This window comes from Luteipulveratus halotolerans (assembly GCF_001247745.1).
Classification (GTDB): domain Bacteria; phylum Actinomycetota; class Actinomycetes; order Actinomycetales; family Dermatophilaceae; genus Luteipulveratus; species Luteipulveratus halotolerans.
The window spans coordinates 300,711-317,174 of record NZ_LAIR01000002.1 but is presented as its reverse complement, the minus strand read 5'-3'; the positions used below and the strand labels follow the sequence as shown (position 1 = coordinate 317,174).

At 71.3% G+C, this 16,464-nt stretch carries 16 protein-coding genes; 12 read left to right on the top strand and 4 right to left on the bottom strand.

From position 1 onward, the window contains the following. Positions 1-81: 81 nt before the first annotated feature. A complete protein-coding gene (locus VV01_RS01960) occupies positions 82-1,014 on the top strand; it encodes a MauE/DoxX family redox-associated membrane protein (RefSeq protein WP_050668418.1) in 933 nt (310 codons plus the stop codon). A 62-nt stretch (positions 1,015-1,076) separates the two neighbouring features. Here the strand turns inward: VV01_RS01960 and VV01_RS01955 are convergent, their stop codons facing one another. After that, on the bottom strand, positions 1,077-1,715 hold the full coding sequence (locus tag VV01_RS01955; RefSeq protein WP_157508707.1) for a hypothetical protein: 639 nt from the start codon (positions 1,713-1,715) through the stop codon (positions 1,077-1,079). Between the two features lie 139 nt (positions 1,716-1,854). Then, entirely contained in the window at positions 1,855-2,427 is a 573-nt protein-coding gene (locus tag VV01_RS23740; RefSeq protein WP_197274972.1) for a helix-turn-helix transcriptional regulator, read from the bottom strand. A 48-nt stretch (positions 2,428-2,475) separates the two neighbouring features. Between VV01_RS23740 and VV01_RS23735 the strand changes: the two genes are divergently transcribed. Then, positions 2,476-3,144 carry a helix-turn-helix domain-containing protein gene (locus VV01_RS23735; protein WP_050668415.1) on the top strand — a complete coding sequence of 223 codons (669 nt, stop codon included), beginning with the start codon at positions 2,476-2,478 and terminating at the stop codon, positions 3,142-3,144. Positions 3,145-3,604: 460 nt separating this feature from the next. Here the strand turns inward: VV01_RS23735 and VV01_RS01940 are convergent, their stop codons facing one another. Next, positions 3,605-4,900, bottom strand: coding sequence for an ISL3 family transposase (locus VV01_RS01940; RefSeq protein WP_050668175.1), 1,296 nt, complete (start codon positions 4,898-4,900; stop codon positions 3,605-3,607). Positions 4,901-4,921: 21 nt separating this feature from the next. On the opposite strand from VV01_RS01940, the gene VV01_RS01935 reads away from it, so the two are divergent. Further along, positions 4,922-6,223 (top strand): sugar transferase, encoded by a 1,302-nt coding sequence (locus VV01_RS01935; RefSeq protein WP_071606259.1) that lies wholly within the window; start codon positions 4,922-4,924, stop codon positions 6,221-6,223. Positions 6,224-6,275: 52 nt separating this feature from the next. Here the strand turns inward: VV01_RS01935 and VV01_RS01930 are convergent, their stop codons facing one another. Next, positions 6,276-6,806, bottom strand: coding sequence for an arsenate reductase/protein-tyrosine-phosphatase family protein (locus tag VV01_RS01930; protein ID WP_050668413.1), 531 nt, complete (start codon positions 6,804-6,806; stop codon positions 6,276-6,278). A 122-nt stretch (positions 6,807-6,928) separates the two neighbouring features. On the opposite strand from VV01_RS01930, the gene VV01_RS01925 reads away from it, so the two are divergent. From VV01_RS01925 to VV01_RS01885, 9 genes are all read left to right on the top strand, one after another. Beyond that, positions 6,929-8,218, top strand: a complete 1,290-nt coding sequence (locus tag VV01_RS01925) for an MATE family efflux transporter (protein ID WP_050668412.1) — start codon at positions 6,929-6,931, stop codon at positions 8,216-8,218. Continuing rightward, the gene (locus tag VV01_RS01920) at positions 8,208-9,125 is read left to right on the top strand and encodes a glycosyltransferase (RefSeq protein ID WP_050668411.1); all 918 of its coding nucleotides are present in this window, start codon (positions 8,208-8,210) and stop codon (positions 9,123-9,125) included. The genes VV01_RS01925 and VV01_RS01920 overlap by 11 nt, the downstream gene beginning before the upstream one ends. Continuing rightward, positions 9,122-9,430, top strand: a complete 309-nt coding sequence (locus VV01_RS01915) for a PqqD family protein (protein ID WP_050668410.1) — start codon at positions 9,122-9,124, stop codon at positions 9,428-9,430. The genes VV01_RS01920 and VV01_RS01915 overlap by 4 nt, the downstream gene beginning before the upstream one ends. Beyond that, positions 9,427-10,344 carry a nucleotidyltransferase family protein gene (locus tag VV01_RS01910; RefSeq protein ID WP_050668409.1) on the top strand — a complete coding sequence of 306 codons (918 nt, stop codon included), beginning with the start codon at positions 9,427-9,429 and terminating at the stop codon, positions 10,342-10,344. Before VV01_RS01915 ends, VV01_RS01910 begins: the two co-directional genes overlap by 4 nt. Positions 10,345-10,349: 5 nt before the next feature. Then, positions 10,350-11,381: a glycosyltransferase gene (locus VV01_RS01905; protein WP_197274971.1), complete on the top strand. Its 1,032-nt coding sequence runs from the start codon at positions 10,350-10,352 to the stop codon at positions 11,379-11,381. Next, positions 11,378-12,403 (top strand): glycosyltransferase family 4 protein, encoded by a 1,026-nt coding sequence (locus VV01_RS01900; protein WP_050668407.1) that lies wholly within the window; start codon positions 11,378-11,380, stop codon positions 12,401-12,403. The genes VV01_RS01905 and VV01_RS01900 overlap by 4 nt, the downstream gene beginning before the upstream one ends. Next, positions 12,403-13,473 carry a polysaccharide pyruvyl transferase family protein gene (locus VV01_RS01895; RefSeq protein ID WP_050668406.1) on the top strand — a complete coding sequence of 357 codons (1,071 nt, stop codon included), beginning with the start codon at positions 12,403-12,405 and terminating at the stop codon, positions 13,471-13,473. The genes VV01_RS01900 and VV01_RS01895 overlap by 1 nt, the downstream gene beginning before the upstream one ends. Continuing rightward, on the top strand, positions 13,470-14,831 hold the full coding sequence (locus VV01_RS01890; RefSeq protein WP_050668405.1) for an O-antigen ligase family protein: 1,362 nt from the start codon (positions 13,470-13,472) through the stop codon (positions 14,829-14,831). Before VV01_RS01895 ends, VV01_RS01890 begins: the two co-directional genes overlap by 4 nt. Before the next feature lie 117 nt (positions 14,832-14,948). Beyond that, positions 14,949-16,406: a polysaccharide biosynthesis tyrosine autokinase gene (locus tag VV01_RS01885; protein ID WP_071606257.1), complete on the top strand. Its 1,458-nt coding sequence runs from the start codon at positions 14,949-14,951 to the stop codon at positions 16,404-16,406. Positions 16,407-16,464: the final 58 nt, after the last annotated feature.

The following is a 16,464-nucleotide window of genomic DNA, read 5'->3' as shown; positions in this document are numbered from 1 at the left end:
GGCGGCGCGGTGCCGAACGGCGCGGCGTCGCCTGGACTAGCGTCGCCGGAGTCACCGTCCGCCCCAGGTGAGGATCACATCGTGCGCGTGATCGCTGTGCTGGCCACGCTGGTGAGCGCCGGTGCGCTCGTCGTGAGCGGGGCCATGAAGCTCGGACGGTCCAGGCCGGTGCGGCAGGCGATGCGCGAGCTCGACGTGCCGCTCACCCTGCAGCGCTCGTCCGTGGCCGCGTGTGTGCCGGTCGTTGAGCTCGTCGCGGCTGTCGGGGCGCTCACGCTCGACGGCGCGTATCGCACCGCGTGCGCCGTGGCCGTCCTCGCGCTGCACCTGGTGTTCGTCGTCGTGGTGTGGCGCGTCGTCCGAGCCGAGCGCCCGGCGGACTGCCACTGCTTCGGGACTCTCTCGCGCAACCCGGTGTCGCGCCGGACCCTGCTGCGCAACGTGGGCTTTGCAGCGGCTGCCCTCGTGGGTCTCGCCCTCGGCGTCGCCGGCGACGACCGCTCCGTTGTCCGCGCCCTGGCTGCGGCCGTGGTCGTCGCCGCCGTCACGATGCGGGGCTGGTCCGAGCTGCGCACCTGGCGGTCGCGGCCGCGGCCCGAGCAGCTGTTCCTGCAGGACCCGCACGGGGCACGCCTGTCGCTGGTCGATCTGCAGCAACCCGCGACCGTGCTCGTGTTCTTCAGCGCTGGATGTCGCACCTGCCACGACCTGGTGCCGTACTTCCGGTGGTGGCCCACTCGCCTGCCCGACGGCCTCGACCTGCAACCCGTGCTGCGTGGCACCCCGGAGGAGTTCGCACAGCACGCGGTGTTCGCCGAGCTCGTCGAGCACGCGTGGTACGACGACGGTGATGTCGCCGCGGCCGTCGGCGTACCCGCGAGCCCTGGGGCGGCGTACATCAGCACACGGCACCCGCTCGGTGACGGCGGCGTCTTCGGACGTCACGCGATCGAGGACCTGCTGCGCCGGCACGGCGCCGACCTGACCGCAGCGCCGTTGCCGGGCTCGGACTGAGCCACCGCAGACCGACGGCCCCGAGCCCGGTACGGGGTCGAGGCCGTCGGGACGAGAGCGGCTCAGGCGGGCGTGAGCAGGCTGGTGAAGGTGACCGCTCCGATGCCGGCGACGCCCTTGCCGACCGCGGTCGAGGAGATGTTCCAGCACAGGGTCTGCGGGCAGGTGATCTCGATGAGGCTCGGCAGCCCGATGAAGATGAAGTTGAAGTCGATGCAGAACTTCGTCGGACGAATACCGCCGCTGGGGTAGGTCTGGGGGAAACCCGTGAACTTGCTCAGCGTGACATTCGAGAAGTTGCCCGCGAAGGCGAATGCGCTGATCGAGCCCAGCGTGCCCACTCCAGTGCCGAGGCCGAGGTTGGACTTATAGGTGCTGCCGTCGCTCATCGTCAGCGTGGCCGACGTCATGATCGCGGTGTAGGCCGGCTTGAACAACGACAGGTCGCACGAGCTGGCATTGACATTGGCCGTGACCACGAACGGGAACAGCGCGGCCGAGCCATTGGCGTTGGTGGCGACCGACACGACGGGCGTCGGAATGGATCCGGCACGCAGACACGTCGGGCAGGTCGGGGGCTCCGGACTGGCGGCGCTCGCAGGAGCGGCTGCGGCGACAGCAAGCACCGGAACAGACCAGGCAGCGCCCTTGGCAAGGGTCCGACGTGTCACGTCTGGGACGTTCTTCTGCTCCTCGGACATGATTACCTTCCTGGCCTGACTCGAAGAGTCGTTGAGATGAGAGGTCCGCACGCGGAAGGAAATCAACGATCTCCCCGACTTCCGCACGGCCACCGTAGCGGCGTTCGGAATGAACGCGCACAGAATTCACCCAGAAGGACTATGCGAGTCCCTTCGAGCTGCTCAGGTCACGCGCGGTCACGGCCCTTCGCAGCTGCACGCGGCTGGACCGTGACCCCAGCCCCAGCTTGCGGCGGGCTCGCCCCAGGTGCACCCGCAAGGTGTTCTCGCTGATCTGCAGCCGGCCCGCCACCTGCTCGCGAGACAGGTGCGGGAACGCGCACGCGTAGGCGTGCACCACCTCCAGCTCACGCTGCGTCAGCTGCTCCTGGGGCGCCCCGGCCAACGACGGGTAGGTGGTCAGCCCGTGGAAGGCACGACGGAGCGCGATGGCCACGTCCGCCGGGTGCGCCAGCAGCGTGACGTACGCCGCCGCGCCCCGCTCACGCAGGCCCGCCGCCCACGACTCGTGGCGGTATCCACCCCAGACGACCACCGGGACACGCGACTGCTCGACGAGCTCGTCCAGCCCCTCGCACCGCTGGTCGACGAGCAGCACGTCGACGTGGTCGTCGAGCTCGTGGTCGACCACCCGGCCCTCCAGCCGTGGCTGATGCGCCTCCTCGTCGAGCGCGCGAGCCAGGCAGTCGCGGTGCAGCAGCAGCGGTGACACGATCCCGACGAGGATGCGATCCGGCGAGCCTGTGCCAGCATCCTGTCCGTGGGGGACAAGGAGAGCGCCCGCGGCTGCAGCACCGGACTGGTCGTGTCCAGCCCGGTGCTCGGCCGGGCTGTTCGTCGGCTGGCTCGCAGCGCCCGTGAACTCGACATCACCTGCTCGGCCTACTCCTGGCACGACTTCAGCACCACCCTCCGAGCCGGCGGACGTCCTCCGACGACCGTGCTGCTGGACGCGTTCCTGGACGACTGGGTCCCGCTCGCACTCAAGATACGAGTCTTGGCCCGTCTCGGCACGCGCACGGTCGTCCTCGGCAGCGGTGCTGCCACTCCCCTTGCCGAGCGCGCGCGGCTCGAGGGTGCGGTGGGCTGGGTCGAGCCGACCGTCGGGCTCGACACGCTCGTACGACTCGTCGAGCGTCCAGGATGGCCGGCGGACGTGGTGAGGCCGAGCCTGCTCGGCGTCGAGCTCACCGACCGCCAGATCCAGGTCCTGTGCGCGTACGCCTCGCGCCGCGGCCTGTCGCCGGGGCAGTTCGCGCGGGTGATGGGGGTGAGCGCAGAGACCATGCGATCGCACCTGAGGTCCGGTCGGCGCAGATTCACCGATCGTGGTGTCGACGTGAGCTCGCAGGCTCTGCTCATCGATGCGCTGGTCGCCGACGGATACCTCGTCCCCGAAAGCCGATGGCGCGCCGAGGGCCGCTGGTAGTCGACCCGGCCGAGGGGTGACCGACCGAATTTCTTTACCATTCTTTTTCCCGGATTGTGGCTTGAGAAGGTCAGGTCTGCGTATTCTGGCGACGCGCGGGGGCGCAAGAATCGGCTTCTTGTTCTTTGGGGTGGGCGCATGTCGGATGGGAAGAACTCTGCCACTGGCCGCCGTGAGCACGCATCATTTTCGCGGCCACCGGTCGCCGTGCGCACGAGTCAGGGAAGTACGTCCCGCACGGACGTGATGACGTCGTACGTCCGACGTGTGATCATCTCCGACATCGTCGTCGTGTGCCTGGCGACGACAAGTGCTCTCGTTCTGCGTTTCGGTGCCCAGGACGAGTCGCAGTTCGGTGCGTATGCCGGGATCTCGGCAGTGCTGGCCATCTGCTGGTGCTGCGCACTCGCCGCACAGCAGAGCTATCGGGGCTCTTCGACTTTCAGCGTGACGTCGGTGTTCATGCCGCGCTTCGGGCGGCGTTGTAGAGCATGATGCGGCACTGGTAGTTCGTGTGTGAGCGGTATCCGCGACCTGCTCGCTTGATGTTCTTGATTGTGACGTTCGCGGCTTCGGTGCGAGCGTTGGTCGCACGGGTCTGGATGAACACCTTGATCGCGGCCCACCAGGTGTCGATGGTCTTCTTCAGCCGGGTCGTCTCGGGCATCGCGGCCCAGGACACGTACTGGTTGAACGTGGCCCGCTCGGCGCTGGCGTCGGCGATGCTGCTGGCCGCCAGCACACGGCGCAGCTGTTCCTTCACACCCCACGCGGCGCTGATCTCCTGGGCCGGATCATCCTGTGCCAGAACGGCGTTCAGCCGCTCCCGGGCACGGTTGGAGAGGGTGTCGTAGCCGCGTAGGAGCAGCAGGCGGTGCGCCCAGGCCAGGTCGGTGCCTCGACCGCGGCGCTCGTGCCGGTCCCAGGACACCCGCCGCCGCACCTTGGTCAGGGCGTCATTGGCGAGCTTGACCAGGTGGAAGTGGTCCACGGCGACCCTGGCCTTGGGCAACCAGGACCGTACGGCAGACCGGAACGCCGCGGACGGGTCAATCGCGACCGTCCGCACACGGTGACGCCACCATCGCGGCCGAGTCCGCAACCACGTCTTGACTGCTGCGCTGTCGCGGCCATCGACCACGCCCAGGACCTGCCCGGTGGCCAGGTCGGTGAACGTGGTCATCCACGGCTCGATCCGCTTCCAGGCACCGGCCTCATCGCGGAACCAGCGCACCGTGCGGAACCGGTGCTCATCGATCCCCAACGAGGCCACCGGTCGGGGCCGGAACTGCTCGGCCGCGGCCCGGGCAGCATGGGCCGCGGTCAGCTGCCGCATCACGGTCGGCCAGGTCACCCCGTACTCGGCGCCGACCCGGTCCACCGCCCGGACCTCACCGGACAGCGCCGCCACCAGCCGTTCCTTCAGCCGTGTCGTCAGCCGCGCCCGCGGCGGCACCTGCTCGGTATGCTCCGTGAACGTCGTCCGTGGGCACAACCGCTCGGCGCAACGCCACCGCCTCTTGGACCACAGCACCTCGACCGGCCCGTCGAACGGCACATCCCGCACCCGCTGCACCGTCCGCTGATGCACCCGCGAGGTAAGCACCCCGCAACCCGGGCACGCTGCCTCGACCACGCCAGCCTCGATCAGCACCTGCCGAGTCCCGCCCGCATCGCGAGTCACTGACAGCACCCGGTACCCCGGGAGATTGAACAACGTCGTCGCCGGATCGACATCGGCCGTAGCCTTGAACACGCTCGTGGTCCTGCCTGCTGGATGCGTAGAGAACACCCAGCCTGCCGCAGGGCCACGAGCCCCACCCTCAGACCGCTATCACGCGCAAGATCGAAGACCCGCTATCGGGCCGACATCTTCGGTATTGGTGCGGAGGAGTTCAGGCGGGTCTTCAGGGCCACCTTCTACGTGTTCGGGCTGTTCGCCATCCTCACGATGGTGGTGCGCACCGACATCTCACGCGGCTACATCGCGCTGGCCTTTCCGCTCGGCCTGGTCGGCCTCTTCATCAGTCGGGGACTGCACCGCCGGAGGCTGCTCGCGCAGCGCGAACGGGGCGTCGGACTGCGTCGCTCGGTCGTCGTGGGGTCGCCGTCCGAGGTCGAGTACGTCCTTCAGCGGATCTCGCACAACCCGAGAGCGGGGTACGGCGTCGCCGCGGTGGCGAGCGGTGGGTCGACGGCGACCGTCGAGCTGCCCGACGGTCGCCGGGTGCCCCAGCTCGGCGACCCCCGCGACTTCGTCGACAGCCGGCTGGCGATCGACTTCGACCAGGTCATCGTGGCCGGGTACGACAGCCTCGGCCGCGAGCGCCTCCGCGCCCTGGCGTGGTCGCTCGAGGACACCACCGTCGGGATGGCGCTGATGAGTGGGATGACCGACGTCGCCGGCCCTCGTGTGCACTGGCAGCCGATCGACGGGCTCCCGCTGATGAGCGTCGAGGTGCCGCACTACATCGGCCTGCGGGTCACGATGAAGCGCCTGTTCGACATCGTCGCGTCGGCGGCACTCGTCGTGCTGCTCGCACCTCTCATGCTCGTGCTCGCCGCGCTGATCAAGCTGTACGACGGCGGGCCGGTGCTCTACCGGCAGCGGCGCATCGGCGTGGGCGGCACGCCGTTCTCGATGACCAAGTTCAGGTCGATGACCGACGGCGCCGAGCGGATGTTCGATGCCCTGGCTCACCAGCAGCACGAGGGCAACTCGGTGCAGTTCAAGCTGCGTCAGGACCCGCGCGTGACTCCGATCGGACGGGTGCTGCGCCGGTTCTCCCTGGACGAGCTGCCCCAGCTGTTCGACGTGCTGCGCGGCACGATGTCGCTCGTCGGCCCGCGACCGCACGTGCAGGCCGAGGTCGACGCCTACGAGGCGCACGTGCGTCGTCGCCTCAACGTGCGACCGGGTATGACCGGCCCGTGGCAGGTGGGCGGACGGTCCGACCTCTCCTGGGCCGAGAGCGTGCAGAAGGACCTGTTCTACGTCGAGAACTGGTCGATGACCGGTGACCTGCTCCTCCTGCTCAAAACTGCACGCGCCGTTGTCAGCAAGAACGGTGCCTACTGAGCCCGGGGCGGTGTCGTACGCCGCCGAGCCGGTCGGCGTACCCCTGGCCCGCTCAGTCGAGGAGTCGCGGCACGGTGGCGTCCAGGACCTCGCGGATCGCGGCAGCCGCGCTCTGCATCGCCGCGGAGCCACGGCCGTACGGGTCGGCGATGCTGTCACCGGGTCGCGGGGCGACGACCTGTCCGGTCACGGCGTCCAGCAGGCGCCGACCGGTGAGCCCGGGCGGTTGTGCAGCGACGGCACGCTGCAGCTGTCGCAGCGTCAGGGTGCGACGTGCGAGCAGCGGGTGGTCGTCGACGACGTACGAGCGGTGGTAGCGCTCCATGGTCACCACGAGGTCGGCGTCGGTCAGCAGCGCCGGCGTGAGCTGCCGCGCCGCGAACCCCTCCGGGTCGGCGCCGTGCCGGGCGAGGTCTGCGGCCATCGACGTCTCGACCGGTGCGCCGACGACCGCCGACGTGCCCGCGCTGCCCAGCTGCCAGTCGGCGGCGCCGGCCCGTTCGACCAGCAGCCGGGCGTAACGCTCGGCGTACGGCGAACGGCAGATGTTGCCGGTGCACACGAACAGCACGGTGGTCGGCACGGCACCTCCACGAGGTTCGAGGTGGCGCTGCGCCACCCGTGCCGGGACCGTACCTCAACGATCTCGACGCCCCTCCGTCGTGGCGCCCACCGCGAGCGTCCCGAGGCGTCAGGATGGCCGGTGTGAGGAAGGGCATCCCCAACGCCTCGACGCGCATGGTCACGACGGGCCTGCCGGTACTCGTCGCGTCCGGCCTGCTCTACGTCCTGCCCTTGGCCGCCCGGCCGTTCCTGTCCGACGCCGAGTACGCCACCTGGGCCCTGGGAGCAGTGGTCCTGTCGATCACGCTGGTCTTCGACTTCGGGGCCACGCCGTACGTCCTCGCGGCTGAGGGAGCGGGCTCACTGGACCGAGCCCGGTTCGTCCGCGCGACCGTCCTGGCCGTGCTGGGCTCGCTCGCGCCCGGCCTCGTGCTCGCGCTGCTGTGGCTGCCCTACTCCGCGGGCAAGGACCTCGCGCTCACCGGCCCGGCCGGGTCGGCGTTCCTGCTCTCGGTGGCGGCGGGCGGCGCGCTGCGCAGTGCAGCCCTCGTCGCGACGGGGCTGATGCTCGTCCGGGGCGAGCTGCGGCGGCGTACGGTCGCGGTGCTGAGCCAGGCGCTGCTGCAGGCCACCGTCGTCGTCGCGCTCCTCGCGCTGGGCGCAGGCGTGTGGGCACTGCCCCTCGGGGGCGTGATCGCGGGGGCCGCCATGTGCCTGTACGCGTTCCGCCCCTTCCCCCGGTGGGAGCGCGCCGCACTGGACGACGTGCACTTCGGCGACTTCCTCCGTGCCCGCCTCGGCACCACGACGTTGAGCCTGAGTCTCACCCAGCTCGACCGCTGGGTCGTCGGCGCGCTGGTGCCGGTGGGTCTGCTGGCCCGGTACGACCTCGCCGCCCGGCTGGCCGGACTGCCTCGGCTGGTCGTCATCGCGCTGAGCGGTGTGCTCGCCGCGGACGCCGCGGTCAACCGCACCGATCGGCAGCAGCTCTCGCGGATCTACCGTGCGGCGCTGCGGGCGTGCGGCGCGGTCGTCGTCGTCCTCGGGCTCGCCACCGTCACCGCCGGTCTGCTCGTGCACCAGCTCAGCGGGCGCTCGCTGGACCCCGCGCTGCTCACGCTGCTCGTGGTCGCGTTCTCGTTGCACGCCCTCACCGCCGTCGGCACCCAGATGATGTCGGGCATCGGCGTCCCCGCCGTGGAGTACCTCTACCTCGTGCCGTGCTGTGCGCTGGTCGTCGCGATCTGGACGGCGGCGTGGTTCACGGGGTCGCACACCCTCGCCGTCGCGGCTGCCCCCACCGGCTTCGCGGTCACCTCCGTCGTGTTCCTCATCTGGATGGGGCGGCGCGCGAGCGCCGGACGGTGGGCGCGTCGTACGCCGGCACCGTCGGCTCTCGTGCCCGAGCGGGAGGTCCCCCATGGCCGCTGACCGTCCCTGGCTGAGCGTCGGGGTCGTCGCCTACAACGCACCGGCCGAGATGCTCGACCGGTGCATCGCATCGGTCCGCGCCGAGGCGACGAGACTGGGTCGCGACGTCCAGGTCGTCGTGGTCGACAACGCCAGCCCGCGACCGGTCCTGGAGCGCCCGGAGTGGCGTGCCGAGGTCGTGCGTTCGGGCGACAACCTCGGTTTCGGCCGCGCCTGCAACCTGATGATCGAGCACGCCCGGTCCGATCTGGTGCTCCTGCTCAACCCTGACGCCTGGCTCGTCGAGGGCTCGCTCGACGCCGTCCTCGCCATGGAGTCCGACGCCACGCCGGCGCTCTACTCCGGCTACCTCATGGCTCACGGCGCGGTCCAGGTCGACGCGTACTGGCACTGGTGGACCTCGACCGAGCGCGCGCTGCGTCGCCGCCGGGTGGCGGCCGGCGTACGCGCCATCGAGGGCCCGTCCACTCCTGTCGGCAAGGTCTGCGGCGGCGCCCTCCTCGCCCGCACCGACGTGCTGCGCGCACTCGGACCGTTCAACCCCGACTTCTTCCTCTACGGCGAGGACGCCGACCTGAGCCTGCGCGCGGCTGCGGCCGGCCACGCGCTGCTCCTGCTGCGAGAGCTGGTCGTCGGCCACGAGGCGGCGTTCTCGATGAAGGAGAGCTCGGTCCTGGTCGAGCAGGCCCGGGCTGACGCGACCATGCGGCTCGCAGCACTGCACCGGTCGTACCCGTTCGCGCTGTGGGTCCGCCTCGACCTGGCCTGTACGACGATCGCGGGCACGCTCGGTGGCCGCACGTCGGTCTCCGCGGCGTCACGCATGTCCCGGCTGCGTCAGGTCCGCCGATGGGGTGTGCGTCGGTACGTCGCCCGCCTCGACCCGAACCAGGTGCGGGTCCGATGAGCAGCCACGTCTCGACGCCGCGCTGGCGGCCACACCCCGACGTGCTGGTGGTCGCCGGTGCGGGGCGGTTCGTGGTGCTGCCGCCGGGCGCGGCCCAGCCGCTGGTGCTCGACGGCACCGCGGCCGACGCCTGGGAGGCCCTGTCGCGCGACGCGACCCTGGACGACGTGTGCGACCACCTGTGCGCGGTGTACGCCGCCGATCGTGACGTCGTACGAGCGTCCGTCATCCCGCTGATCGACCGCCTCTTCGAGCAGGGCGCGTTGGCCCAGCTCGCCGCCGCGCACGAGAGGGGTCGCGCATGACGCAGCAGACTGCGTTCTCGATCTCGGAGGCCGTCGAGCTGGCCTACGGCCTCGTCGCTCGCGAGGCCGAGGCCCTGGGGGTGCGCGTGCTCGGCCTGAAGGGGCCGGCCGCTGCGCGCCAAGGATTCCGCGAGCGCGGTCCGTCGACGGACGCCGACCTGCTGGTCGACGGGCGCGCCGAGCCCGTGGTCCAGGCGCTGCGCGACCTCGGGTGGCGCACCCGGGTGCAGTCGCCCGCCCCGCGCTTCTTCCCCGACCACTCGGTCGAGCTCTACCACCCGCGCTGGCCGTGCGACATCGACCTGCACACGTTCTACCCGGGCTTCTTCGAGGACCCCGACGTCGTGTTCGAGCGGCTGTGGGAGTCGCGAGAGACGGTCGAGCTCGCCGGGAGAGCGGTCGACGTGCCGTCCCGGGCCGGCCAGGCGCTGGTCATCGCGGTGCACGCAGCCCGGACGCCGGACCGACCCAGGAGCCGCAGTGACCGCAGGCGCATCGTCACGATGCTGCGGGATGACGCCGCGATGCGTGCTGAGTTCGCTTCTCTCGCAACGACTTTCAGGTCCGATCAGGTGCTGGAGAATCTCTGGGCCGAGATCGGCGTTCCGGTCTCCGGCGACCTGCACCCCGCCGAGCAGCTCGCCTGGGACCGGCTGCTCGCGGGCGGTGGACGCTCCACGGCGTTCCACCTCTACGTCGCTCTGTCCACGGGCGGGCTGCGGCACCGCATCTCGGCCGCACGGGCGGCAGCCGGCATCGCGCTCCGCACCGCCAGTCCCCGCAGCAGGGTCCTGCCCGACGGCTCGGTCAAGGCCCCGTGGTGGCGCCGCGTCCCTGAGCTGGTCGCCGAGGTGCGGCGCGCTCGTGCCGTGCTGCGCGCCCGCACCCGCGCCGGTCGGAGTGGGTCGCAGTGACGCCGGTGCGCGTGCTCCACGTCACCGACTCCTACGTCGGAGCCGGGGTGAGCCGGGTGCTCGAACGACTCGTCGAGCTGACCCCCGAGGTCGAGCACCACCTGCTGTGGGCCGGCGACTCCGGACTGGTCGACCGCGCCCGCGAGCGCTACTCGACGGTGACCGAGCTGCCGCGCGGTCACGGCAGGCGCATCCTCGCCACGAGCCGCGTCACCGCACGCCTGCGCCCCGACGTCGTCCACGCGCACTCCAGCTGGGGCGGCCTGTACGCCCGCGCGCTCGCCGTGCGCGCGCCCGTCGTCTACCAGCCGCACTGCTACAAGTTCGACGACGGCCGGCTCGCGGCCCCGGCACGGCTGGCCTTCCGTGAGGCCGAGCGGGCGCTCGCGCGCCGCAGCGCAGCCACGATCGTGCTGTCACCCCACGAGCAGCGGCTCGCCCGACAGCTGCACCGGGCGGCCGTCACAGCGGTCGTCCCCAACTCGGCCACCGTCCCGACGGCCGAGGTGACACCGACCGACGTCGTCCCCGACCGGGTCGTGATGGTCGGTCGCATCTGCTCGCAGAAGGACCCCGCGTTCTTCAGCGACGTGCAGCGCTGCCTGCGCGCCCGCGGCTCGACGTTGCGCATGGTGTGGGTGGGCGACGGCGACGACGGCGGTCGGGCGATGCTGCAGGCGGCCGGCATCGAGGTGACGGGCTGGCTCGACCAGGACGCCCTGGTCGCCCAGCTGTCGTCGGGCGCGCTCTACTTCCACTGCGCCCGCTACGAAGGCTTCCCCGTCAGCGTCCTCGACGCCGCAGCGCTGGGGTGCCCGGTCGTCGTACGCGACATCGCCGCCTTCGAGGGCACACCGCTCACCCGCTGCGCCACGCCCGAGAGCGCTGCAGACACCTTGGTCGACGCGGCGGCGCACGCCGCGACACGCGCTCGCCTGCGCGCCCAGGCGAGCGCCCTCACCACGACGATGGGCAGCGCCGCCCAGCGCGATGCCGTCATGTCCCTCTACACCAGGTTGGCAGGCCGTCCGAGATGAAGGTGCTCTTCCCCGACCGCATCGTCAGCCGCCACGTCGGCGGCAACACGACGTACGCCCGGGCCCTGCGCGACGGGTTGCACGCCCACGGCCACACGACCGGTCTCATCCCGAGCCACGGCCACCCGGCCCTGACGATGCTCGGTGAGAGCCTGCACGGTCTGCGCCGCCACGACGACTCGACGGTGCTGCACTACAGCGCCGACACCGGGCCACTCCTACGCACCCGCGGCCGTTCGGTCGCCACCGTGCACGGTGTCGCCAGCCGCTGGATCGACGTGGCGCGCACGCCCCGGCAGGAGGCGGTGTGGCGGGGTCGAGTGCGCCGGGCGATCTCCTCGACCGACCGGCTGATCACGGTGTCGCACTCGGCCGCGCGCGACATCGCCGAGGTGTTCGACGTGCCCGCCGACGAGATCGTCGTCATCCACCACGGCATCGACCAGGACGCGTTCGCGACGGCCCGCACCGTGTCGGCCGAGGTCGAGGCCCGGCTCCCGGATCAGTTCCTGCTCTACGTCGGCAACATCGAGCCGCGCAAGAACCTCGTCGAGCTCATCGGCGCGGTCGAGACGCTGCGTCGCCGTGGCAGTGGCCTCCCCCTGGTGATCGCCGGCCGCCCCGCATGGAACTTCGCCGAGACGATGAGTCGCATCGAGGCGTCGCCGGACGTCGTCCACCTCGGGTTCGTCTCCGACGGCGACCGCGCCGCCCTGATGCAGCGGTGCACGGCCTTCGTGTTCCCGAGCCTGTACGAGGGGTTCGGCTTCCCGGTGCTGGAGGCCATGGCCGCCGGAGCCCCCGTCATCACCTCACCGCGCGGCTCACTCGCCGAGGTCGCCGGGCCGTCGTGGCAGACCGACCGGCTCGACGCGGTCGGCATCGCGGCCGCCGTCGAGGACGCTCTCGGCGACACCGTCTGGCTCGCGGACGCCGCCGAGCGCGGCCGCACCTGGGCGACGCAGTTCTCCTGGGAGACCAGCATCGCCCGTCACGTCGACGTCTACGAGAGCCTGCTGTGATGGCCGGCGACGTCACGCGCATCGTCGTCATGCACGCCTACAGCGCGGGCAACCTCGGCGACGGCCTGCTCGTCCAGGAGGCCGTCGCTCTGCTGCACGAGGCGTTCGGGTCCGACGTCGAGCTCACCCTCGTCGCCCGCGACCCGGACTCCTTCACCGACTTCGACGGCACCCGACTGCCGAGCCTCCCCTCGGCCGGTGGGCTGGCCGCCGTCCCGGCCATCGCTCGTACGATCCGACGCGCCGACCTGGTGGTGAGCGTCGGCGGAGGTTATGCGCGCGGCGACACCGCGACGGCGTTCACCAAGTACGCCGTGGTGCACGGCACCCAGACCGCGCTGGTCGGGGCTCTGGCCCGCCGCTCGCTCTACCTCCCGCAGTCGGTCGGGCCCTTCCACCGCACGCTGTGGCCGGTCGTGCGGTCGGCGTACAACCGCATCGACCTGGTCGCGCTGCGCGACGACCGCTCGGTCGAACAGCTCGGCGGACGCACGGCCGAGCGCGTGCCCGACAGCGCCATCCTCACGATGGACCGGCCGGCGCCCGTCACGACTCCTCCGGCCCGCCCGGTGGTGCTGAGCGTACGCACGGTGTCGCCGCGCGCTCGTACGCGCCTGGAGACGCTCGCGCGCTCGCTCGGATCGTTCGACGGCTACGTCCAGAGCGCCACCCTCGGCAACGACGACACCGCACCCATGCACACGCTCGGGCCTGCACGCGTCGTGCCACGCACCGAGCTGCTGAGCCCCGAGTCACCGCGCCGCGTCGTCGTCGCCGTCCGACTGCACGCTGCGCTCATGGCCCTTCGTGCCGGCCACCACGTCGTCCATCTCGCCTACGAGCGCAAGGGTTTCGGGGCGTTCCAGGACCTGCGGCTGCCTGCGTACTGCCACAACGTCAACACCTTCGAACCCGCCGCCGTCGTCGAGCAGGTCCAGCTGCTGCTCACCGACCCGGCCGCACGCCACGCCTACGACCAGCACATCCGCGAGGCGATGGGCGAGGTCACGACGCGACGGGCGCACCTGGTCGACACCCTGCGTACGATCGCGGCAGGTGAGCGCCCGTGACTGCCGTGCTCCAGGGCGGCTCGACCCGCCTGATGCCTGACGGGCCCGCGCTCCGGCTGCCGCACAAGCTCGTCCTCGTGGCCGTCGCCACCTCGCCGTTCCAGAAGGCGCTGACCCTCGACGCCGGCTTCCCGCTGAAGATCAGCGAGGTCCTGGTGGTCGTCGCCGGCGGCGCCCTGCTGCTGCAGCTGCGCTCGCGCCCGAAGGTCCCCGCCCACCTGCGACCGCAGGCAGGCTGGCTCGGCGCGCTCGGCGCGCTGGTGGCTCTCGCCGCCCTGGTCAACCTGGTCACCGCGACGCCGCCACCGCCGTACCCCGGATACGGGCGGTCGCTCACGACGGACCTGCTGCTCTACGTCGGCTACGCCGCGATGGTCTTCGTCGTCTGGAGGACGATGCTCGACATCAGCTCGCGGCTCATCCTCGACGCGATGGCCTGGGCCGTCCGGCTGGCGGTGCTGTTCTGCCTGCTGCAGTGGTACCTCTACGAGACCGCGCAGGAGTCGCTCATCAGGGCGCTCGGGTTCGAGATGGTGATCGGTCAGGCGTACGGCACGCTGATGCCCCGCAACGGCCCGTTCTACGAGGGCAACAACCTCGGCGTCTTCGCGGTGCTCGCCGCCCTGATGATGCTCCGCCGGCGCGACGGGTGGGGCGTGGCCGGCGCGGTCTTCTGCGTCGGCTACTCCCAGTCGACGTCGGCACTGCTCACCGTCTTCGCAGCGCTCGCGATCGCCGCGCTGCTGGTGGCCTCGCCGCGATGGCGCTTCCGCGTGGTGGTCACCGGCCTGCTCGCCCTGGCCGTCGTGGTCGCCGTCCCGAGCGCCCGGCAGTACGTGCAGTTCCAGGCCGAGAAAGTCGGGCTCTCCGCCGGCAGCGGCACCACCGACTCCGGCGACCGCACCGACCTGTCCCGCTCGCTGCGCAGCGCCAAGAACGGCGTCGGCATCGACATGACGCTCGCCCACCCGGTGGCCGGCGTCGGCCCGGGTCGCTTCGGGGCATGGTTCGGCGAGTACGCCGACCCCGCCGACTTCCCGCCGGGCTACACCACCGGCGGACCGCACCGCGACTCACGCCGCATCGTCGAGAACGGCTACGTCCAGGTCGCCGCTGAGGTGGGTCTGGTCGGGCTGTTCTGCCTGGTGATGTTCCTGTTCGGACTCGCTCGCGCCACCGCCCGGGTCGGTTTCGTCGAGCTCGCCCTCACCGTCGCGATCATGCTGCTGCTCGTCACGGCGGCGGCGTGGACCCTGCTCGCACTGTGGTTCGCGCTCGGCTACCAGGCGGCCGTCACCCGCGAGTACGGCGACGGGCTCGTCCCAGCTCCTCGAGCGACGGCTGAGGCGCCGACATGACGCGCCACGCGATCAGGAGGAAACGATGATGCTCAGGCTACGATCGGCGCCGGGTGGCCGTCTGGCAGTGCCGTGGGCTCCAGGCCCGACGACGGCCGATGTCGGGAGGTGCGCAGCGTGACCCTGGAAGACTTCTGGAAGCTCACTCGCCGCTACTGGGTGCTGCTGCTCGGGTTCGCCCTGCTGGGCCTGCTGTGCGCGGGCGCCTACACCCTCACCCGCACCAAGCAGTACACCGCCACCGCGACGGCGTTCGTGGTCGCCAAGAGCTCCGGTGACGACACCGGGTCGGCGTACGCCGGCTCGATGCTCGCCCAGACCAAGGCCAAGGCGTGGCTGCCGCTGTTCAAGAGCACGCCGGTCGCCTCACGCGCCGCCCAACAGCTCGGCCTCCCGGACAGCCCGACCGCCATCGCCTCACGGGTCTCGACGTCACTCACCGACGAGACCCCTGCCATCACGGTCACCGCAACCGCGCCGACGCCCGCCGGGGCGCGCTCACTGGCCGACGCCGTCGTCAACGCCACCGCCCAGCAGGTCCAGCAGATCGAGGGCGCGGGCGGCGCCGCGTCCATCAGGCCGGTCCAGACGGCAGAGCTGCCCACCCGGCCCAGCTTTCCGCGACCCGAGCGCACGCTGCCGCTCGGAGTGCTCGGCGGACTCCTCGTCGGCTACGCCGTCGCCCTCGTACGCCACCGCCAGGACACCCGGATCCGGTCCTCCGAACAGCTCGAGCAGCAGCTGTCGACCAGCGTCCTCGCGGTGCTGCCCACGTCCAAAGCACTCAGCCGTCGCGAGGACGGGCGTTTCAACGGCGACACCGACTTCCACACCCGTGAGGCGTTGCGCCAGCTGCGCACCAACCTGCGGTTCGTCGACGTCGACCACAGCCCCCGGTCGATCGTCGTGACGAGCGCCCGGATGGGCGAGGGCAAGTCGACGATCGCCTCCAGCCTGGCCAGCGTGCTCGCGCAGTCCGGGCAGTCCGTCCTCCTCGTCGACGCCGATCTGCGCCGGCCGGCGATCAGCACGATCTTCGACGTCGACTCGGCCATCGGCCTCACGCAGGTGCTCGCGGGCACACTGTCGTTCGCGGACGCCGTGCAGTCCTCGGGCGTGCCCGGCCTGTCGATCCTCGCGGCGGGGCAGATCCCGCCCAACCCCAGCGAGCTGCTCGGTTCGCACCGCATGAGCCGACTCATCGCCGAGCTCAGCGCCGACCACATGGTCATCCTCGACGCACCACCGCTGCTGCCTGTGACCGATGCTGCGCTGCTGACCGCCAGCTGCGACGGCGCGCTGATCGTGGTGGCCGCGGGCGAGACCCACGAGGAGCACGTCAAGCGCATCGCGGCCAACCTGCGGCGGGTCGACGGCAAGGTCCTCGGCGCGGTCCTCAACCGCGTCAACACCCGGCGCCTGCGCGAGATCGTCTACGGCGACCAGCGCTACGGCCAGGGTGCCTACGGCGAGTACGGCGAGACGGCGTACGTCCAGGCCACGGCCGACCCCGGCGCGCGTGGTGGCGGGTCCAAGGCGTTCCGCGGCGGTCCGCACCGCAGGCCGAACGTCTGACCGGCGGCCCTCCTCACCGGTACGACGAAGGGCCGGGTGCGTGATGCACCCGGCCCTT